This is a genomic window from Streptomyces sp. NPDC000410 (assembly GCF_040300305.1).
Taxonomy (GTDB): Bacteria; Actinomycetota; Actinomycetes; order Streptomycetales; family Streptomycetaceae; genus Streptomyces.
The window spans coordinates 317049-323136 of the sequence record NZ_JBEPDM010000004.1; the positions used below are offsets into that span (position 1 = coordinate 317049).

Genomic DNA, 6088 nt, shown 5'->3' on the forward strand with positions numbered 1-6088 from the left:
AGATCTCGCCCGACGCCGTGAGGCGAACACCGTGCGGCAACCGCTGGACCAACTGCATACCGACGCGAGACTCCAGCGAGCGAATATGCGACGTCACGCTCGACTGGGCGTAACCAAGACTGCGTGCCGCCTTGGTGAAACTACCCAGGCGGGCGACCTCCCGAAAGGTTCTCAGTTGATAGAGCGCAAGGTCTAACGTCACGTACTTCCCCCCAAGTAACACGAATCACGGCACTACGAAACCGATCCTCGGGGATATGGGCCGCAGGACCTCTGGGGAGCCGTGCGACCGACATCCTGGGATCGGCTGTCTCCCGGCTGTGCACGACCCCTTCCCCACGGGCCGCCTCTCCGGGACACTCTCATCAGCCTAACGGACTAACGGTCTACCGAATTATGTTGCGTTAGGTTTTTGATCCTGCCACGACCCGTGCGCCCGCGACAAGCCCCGTCCCGATTTGACCCCTTAAGGAGTGGCATGTTCCTCCATGCCCCAGTTACGGCACCTGCGGATGTTCCTCCCCTGAACGGCGAGCCGCTACCGCTCGAGTTCGTCAACACCGTGTTTCCGGTGCGGGGCACGCTCCGTGACGGGCTGCGCACACCGGAGCACCTCATCTGGTGGCTGCGTTCCTGTCGCGGCCGCCTGGCCACCGACCTTCCGGACGACGCGCTCAACGGGATCACCCCCACCGACACACACTGCTTCATCCTGCTCCGGGACGCGGCGCACCGGCTGGTCAGCGCCTATGTGCACGAGCGCGAGCCCGACGGCTGGGACGTGGCCCAGATCAACCGGGCATCGAGCATGGGCCGCCCGTGGCCGCTGCTGCGCTGGGAGGCGGACGGGACGCCGTCGTCGGTCGAGGTGAGCATCACCCCGCCCGTCCTCGCCGTCCAGGCCGAGATCGCCCACGCCCTGATCCGCGTCCTGGACGGGACCTCCGGCCTGGAGCCGAGAGCGTGTCCGGCACCCGGGTGTGTCTTCTTCTTCGACCACGCACGGTCACGACGGGAGTGGTGTTCCACCGGCTGCGGCAACCGGGCCAGAGCCGCGCGGCACTACGCCCGCCACCACCGCACCGCCTGAGGTGCGTCCGCCCCGCCGGCCCTCGCACCCGCCGGGCACCCCTCCCCCTGCCTCACGCCTGGAACGTGAATATCCCGTTAGGAACACATGGCCATTCAATAAATTGAAGACGGCCCTGTGGAGCCCATCGGACTTCCCGATGACTGTCATCCAGAAACACCCCGGTGACCGCGTGCGGCGAAGCCATAGCTTCCAAGGCGAGAAAGCACCGCCCTGGAAGCCTCTCGTCCTGAGACGCGCCAGGTGCCGACAGACAGGGATCACTTCATGCTCCGCACCGCACGTCAGGGCAGGACCGCCCTGAAGACCGCAGTCGCCACGATCGCGGCCATCGCGGGAATCGCCACCCTCGCGCCCGCCCAGGCCCACGCCGTCGACGAGACGGGCACCACGGCCGAGGAGGCGGCGTCCATCCCCTCGACCTCGCGCGGCTCGAACGACCACGTCCTGTACTGGAACAACGCGATCCTGGACATCTTCCGCCACGCCGGCGGCACCCCCGGGCCGCTGACCCGTGGCGGCGCGATGATGGACCTCGCCATCTACGACGCGGTCAACTCCATCCGCACCATCGGCAAGCCGTACCTGACCAAGGACACGACCGCCGCCGGTTCCTACGGCTCGCTCAACACGGCGATCGACTACGCGGCGTACACCACGCTGAAGAACGCCTTCCCCAACTACCCGCGCACCGACCTGGACGCCAAGCTCAAGGCGGCGCTCGCGATGCCCGACAGCGGGAACGCGGCGCAGCGCGACAAGGGCAAGAAGCTCGGCATCAAGACCGGCAACGCGCTCGTCGCCAACCGCGCCTACGACAACTCCGGCGACACCACCCCGTACGTGGCGACCGAGGGTCCCGGCTACTGGGCGCCCGCCCCCGGCCGGCCGGCCGGCGCGCCCAACTGGGGCAAGGTCAAGCCCTTCGCGCTGGCCTCCGGCGACCAGTTCCGCCCGGGCAACATCGGTGGCTTCTCCTCGCCCGAGGAGCTGCTGAAGAGCCCCGAGTACGCAGCCCAGGTCAACGAGATCAAGCGGATCGGCCGGAAGAACTCCACCGAGCGGACCGCCGACCAGACGGAGATCGCCCACTACTGGGCCAACGACCTGGACGGCACGTACAAGCCGGTCGGCCAGCAGTACGACCACACCATCGTGATCTTCAAGAAGTACCGGCCGAACGGCAGCTCCTTCGAGAGCGCCAAGCTCTTCGGCCTGACCTCGGTGGCGCTCGCCGACGCGGCGATCGCGATCTGGGACTCCAAGTTCGAAAGCGACTGGGACGTCTGGCGGCCCACGGACGCCATCCGCCGCGCCGGCGAGGTGCCCAACCCCGACCTGGTCGCCGACCCGACGTGGGAGCCGCAGGAGCAGGACCTCGCGGGCAACAGCTTCTCCCCGAACTTCCCGACGTACGTCTCGGGCCACTCCGGTGTCGCCGGCGCCTGGGCCGGCATCGTGCGCAGCTACTTCGGCACCGACAACATCTCCTTCACCGCCGGCACCGACGACCCGCTGGCCAAGGGCGTCACGCGCTCGTTCACGACCCTGAGCGGGGCGGCCCAGGAGAAGGCCGACAGCCGTAAGTACATCGGCGTCCACTTCGAGTGGGACAACGCCGCGGCTCTCGACCTCGGCACCCAGGTCTCCGACCAGGTGTACAAGAGCATCCTGAACTAGCCCGCGCGGCCGAGCCGTCGGGCAGGCCGGCCGCAGCCCCTCGGGGAGGCGGCCGGCCGGTCAGTCGGTGCAGGTGCCGGCGCCCGCACGGGTGCCGGTGCCGGTGTCGGTGTCCGCGGCGCCGTCGCCGCGCACACGGCGGCTGTGCCGGGCCACCCGTACCCGGTTTCCGCAGCCCGCCGTACACCATTCGCGGCGGGCATGGCTCTTGACGAAGTAGAGGATGCAGCCCGGCGCGGCGCACGCCCGGATCCGGTCGCCCTGCTCACCGGCGAACAGGCCGACCGCCGCCGCCGCGATCTCCCCGAGCGCCGCCCGCAGCGGATCGGACTCCAGCCATCTGGGGACCGCTTCGAACGACGCCCCGGGAGACAGCTCCCACCACTGCGCGGCGAGCCTGGCCGTCGCGTTGACCACCGCACCGTGCACCGGCTCCGGGGCCCGGCCGGAGGTCCGGGCGGCGGCCAGTTCGCGCAGCGCGTGACGGAGCACGAGCGACGCTTCGAGGTGGGCCGCGCCCGCGGGCCCCGCCGGCCCGAGGGCGGAGGCCAGGGCCGGGCTGAACCGCTCCCGGTGCGCCTGGAGCCACTGGTCGAGCTCCTCGGGGCAGGTGAGCGCGTCCACCAGGTGACCGCGCACCCCGCCCTTGATGTATGTCGTGTTCACCAGGTCCAGCGGCAATGGCTCGCCGGACAGCGGAAGCTGATCCACCGCCCGCACGCCGCACTCCTGGTTCGTCCTGTCGCCCATCACCCCATCCTGCCTGCCGTACCCGAGCAACCTGCACGCAACTAATGCATGAAACTATGATTCCGCATTAGCTCAAAAGTTCAGCATTGGTTCAGCGCAGACTCTGCGGAAGGAACACATCTGTGTCCGACACCCAGGTGACCGAGCTCACCTCCTCACGACGATTCGCCACCGCTCTTGCAGGCAAGGCCCCGGCCCGCGCGGCGACCGCCGCCATCGCGATCGCCACCCTGGGCGGGGTGACGGCGCTGGTCCTCCTGGTCGGCATCGGCAAGGTGCTCGACCAGGCGGTGCTCATCCCGCCGCTCGCCGCCAGCGCGGCGCTCGTCTTCGCCGCCCCGGCGCTCCCGCTGGCCCAGCCCCGCAGCGTCATCGGCGGCCAGCTCATCTCCGCCGTCGTCGGTTTCCTCGCCCTGGCGGTGGGCGGCAGCTCCGTGTGGACGGCGGCGGTGGCCGGCGGACTCGCCATCGGCGCGATGGCGCTGGCCCGCACACCGCACTCCCCCGCCGCCGCGACCTCGGTCATCGTGGTGCTCACCGAACCCGCGACCGCGACGTTCCTGCTGCTTCTGCTGCTGGCCACGATCGTCATCGTCGCCGTCGGCATCCTGGCGGGACGCAGCGGAAAGACGCCTCGCTACCCCACCTACTGGTGGTAGGAGACCCCGATGACCAGCCGATACGGGCAACTGCTCTTCACCGAACCGGTCCAGCGGCACCAGGCGCTGGGCGGCAGCCGCGCCAGTTACGCGCACATGACCGCGGGACCTCCGGACGCGGACCGGCTCACCGCCGCCGAGGCCGAGTTCGCCGCGACCAGGACCAGCTTCTACCTGGCCAGCACGGGCTCCACGGGCTGGCCCTACGTCCAGCACCGGGGCGGCCCCGAAGGATTCCTGCGGGCCCTCGACGACCGGACGCTGGCCTTCGCCGACTACCGGGGGAACAAGCAGTACATCACGACCGGGAACCTCGACTCCGACAACCGGGTGTCGCTGTTCCTCATGGACTACCCGTCCAGAAGCCGACTGAAGATCCTCGGCAGAGCCCGCGCCGTGGGGCCCGGCGAATGGCCCGAAGGCGCGGGTGACCTGGTGCCCGGCGAGTACCGGGCGACCGTCGAGCGGATCATCCTCATCGACGTCGAGGCGTACGACTGGAACTGCCCCCAGCACATCGAGCCGCGCTACACCGCGGCCGAGCTGGAGGACGCGCTCGGCCCGCTGCGGCAGCGGATGGCCCAGCTCGAACGTGAGAACGCGCAGCTCAAGGCCGAGCGCGCGCAGGCCGGGCGTACGACGGCCGAGCAGGCACCTGCCTGAGCGCACGACGGTCCGACGGGGCTGACCACCCGACGGGCCGGACACACACCAGCGGGCCGAGCGCATCGCCGCCCGCCGTCACCGCGTACCGCAGCGGACCGCCGTCCGGGCCGGCCGTCCGCTGCCGTACGCGTGTCCCGGGACGCCGTGCCGCCGCCACCGCGCCGCCGGCGGGGACTCCTTCCCCAGGGCCTGTCTTTCGGATCCGGCCGGGCTCGCGTGCCCTGGCACACGCACATCCGACCCCACTCGCTGATCCGGCCTGATCCAGAAGACAGGCCCTGGCACCCCGGCAGCTCGCTGCCCCGCTCCTTGACCGAGGAACCCCATGAGACGCACCCTCCGACCCCCGCGCCCGCTCCGGCACCGCCGCCGCTGGCTGTCCTCCTTCTCCGCCGGCTACCGCCGCCGGGAGACCGCAGCGCTGCGGGTCAGCGTGGGCGTGCTGTACCTCTGGTTCGGCGTGCTGAAGCTCATCCCCGGCCTGAGCCCGGCCCAGGACATCGCCACCCACGCGATGAGCGTGATGACGTTCCACATGGTGCCGCCGAGCGTGTCCCAGCCTCTGCTGGCCGCCATGGAGGTCCTGATCGGGGTCGGCCTGATCACCGGACGGCTGCTGCCGCTGACGCTCGCGGTCTTCTTCGTGCACATGGCGGGAGTCTTCGCCACCCTGGCGATCCTGCCTGGCGAGGTGTGGCAGCACCCCTTCGTCCCCTCGATGGAGGGGCAGTACATCATCAAGAACCTGGTGCTGGTGGCGGCATGCCTCTCGGTCGCCACGGCTGCGGTACGGGGCGGCGCCGAACGGCCGACGGTCCACGAGCGCGCGGAGGAGCAGCGGGAGAAGGCGGGCGCCGGCGTGCGCTGAACGCTCCGCTGGAAGTCCGGTGCGATACCCGCGGGTGCGTCGTGGCTGGTCGCGCCCACGCGACGGAGCCGCACATCGATACAGCCCCGCGCCCCTTCGGAGCGCTGCCGAATCGCACCGGACGTCGCCGAGCCCGCTGAGGTCCTGTCTCTTCCCTCGTGCGGACTTCGCGCCCGACACGATCCACAGGATGCCCGGGGCCGGTCGATCGGACCGGCCCGGCACGGCCTGACCAGCCGGGCCACCCGGGCGCCTGCGCGGGATCCTTCCCCGATCCCGCGAACGGCCGCGGGCCCGCCCGGAGTCTCTTCGGCCGGTGCCGGTGGGTGTTGCGGGTGAGTTGTATGTGGCGGGTGTGCAGTTGGCTCGGGGGTA

Annotated in this window: 6 protein-coding genes and 1 pseudogene; 5 read left to right on the forward strand and 2 right to left on the reverse strand. The window is 70.4% G+C overall.

The window, feature by feature from the left end; all coding sequences use genetic code 11:
• Nucleotides 1-16 precede the first annotated feature (16 nt).
• Nucleotides 17-223 (reverse strand): annotated as a pseudogene (locus ABT342_RS08365) (helix-turn-helix domain-containing protein); the annotation flags it as partial.
• 255 nt (nt 224-478) lie between these two features.
• Between ABT342_RS08365 and ABT342_RS08370 the strand changes: the two are divergent.
• Together ABT342_RS08370 and ABT342_RS08375 are read left to right on the forward strand one after the other, a co-directional pair.
• The gene (locus tag ABT342_RS08370; RefSeq protein WP_351568847.1) at nt 479-1090 is read left to right on the forward strand and encodes a CGNR zinc finger domain-containing protein; all 612 of its coding nucleotides are present in this window, start codon (nt 479-481) and stop codon (nt 1088-1090) included.
• A 267-nt stretch (nt 1091-1357) separates the two neighbouring features.
• Nucleotides 1358-2770: a vanadium-dependent haloperoxidase gene (locus ABT342_RS08375; protein ID WP_351568850.1), complete on the forward strand. Its 1413-nt coding sequence runs from the start codon at nt 1358-1360 to the stop codon at nt 2768-2770.
• Nucleotides 2771-2830: 60 nt separating this feature from the next.
• On the opposite strand, the gene ABT342_RS08380 is transcribed toward ABT342_RS08375, so the two are convergent.
• A complete protein-coding gene (locus ABT342_RS08380) occupies nt 2831-3520 on the reverse strand; it encodes a CGNR zinc finger domain-containing protein (protein WP_351568853.1) in 690 nt (229 codons plus the stop codon).
• Between the two features lie 122 nt (nt 3521-3642).
• Between ABT342_RS08380 and ABT342_RS08385 the strand changes: the two genes are divergently transcribed.
• From ABT342_RS08385 to ABT342_RS08395, 3 genes are all read left to right on the forward strand, one after another.
• Nucleotides 3643-4179, forward strand: coding sequence for an HPP family protein (locus ABT342_RS08385; protein WP_502965486.1), 537 nt, complete (start codon nt 3643-3645; stop codon nt 4177-4179).
• Between the two features lie 9 nt (nt 4180-4188).
• Nucleotides 4189-4842 (forward strand): pyridoxamine 5'-phosphate oxidase family protein, encoded by a 654-nt coding sequence (locus tag ABT342_RS08390; RefSeq protein ID WP_351568856.1) that lies wholly within the window; start codon nt 4189-4191, stop codon nt 4840-4842.
• A gap of 328 nt (nt 4843-5170) precedes the next feature.
• Nucleotides 5171-5713 (forward strand): DoxX family membrane protein, encoded by a 543-nt coding sequence (locus ABT342_RS08395; protein WP_351568859.1) that lies wholly within the window; start codon nt 5171-5173, stop codon nt 5711-5713.
• Nucleotides 5714-6088 lie beyond the last annotated feature (375 nt).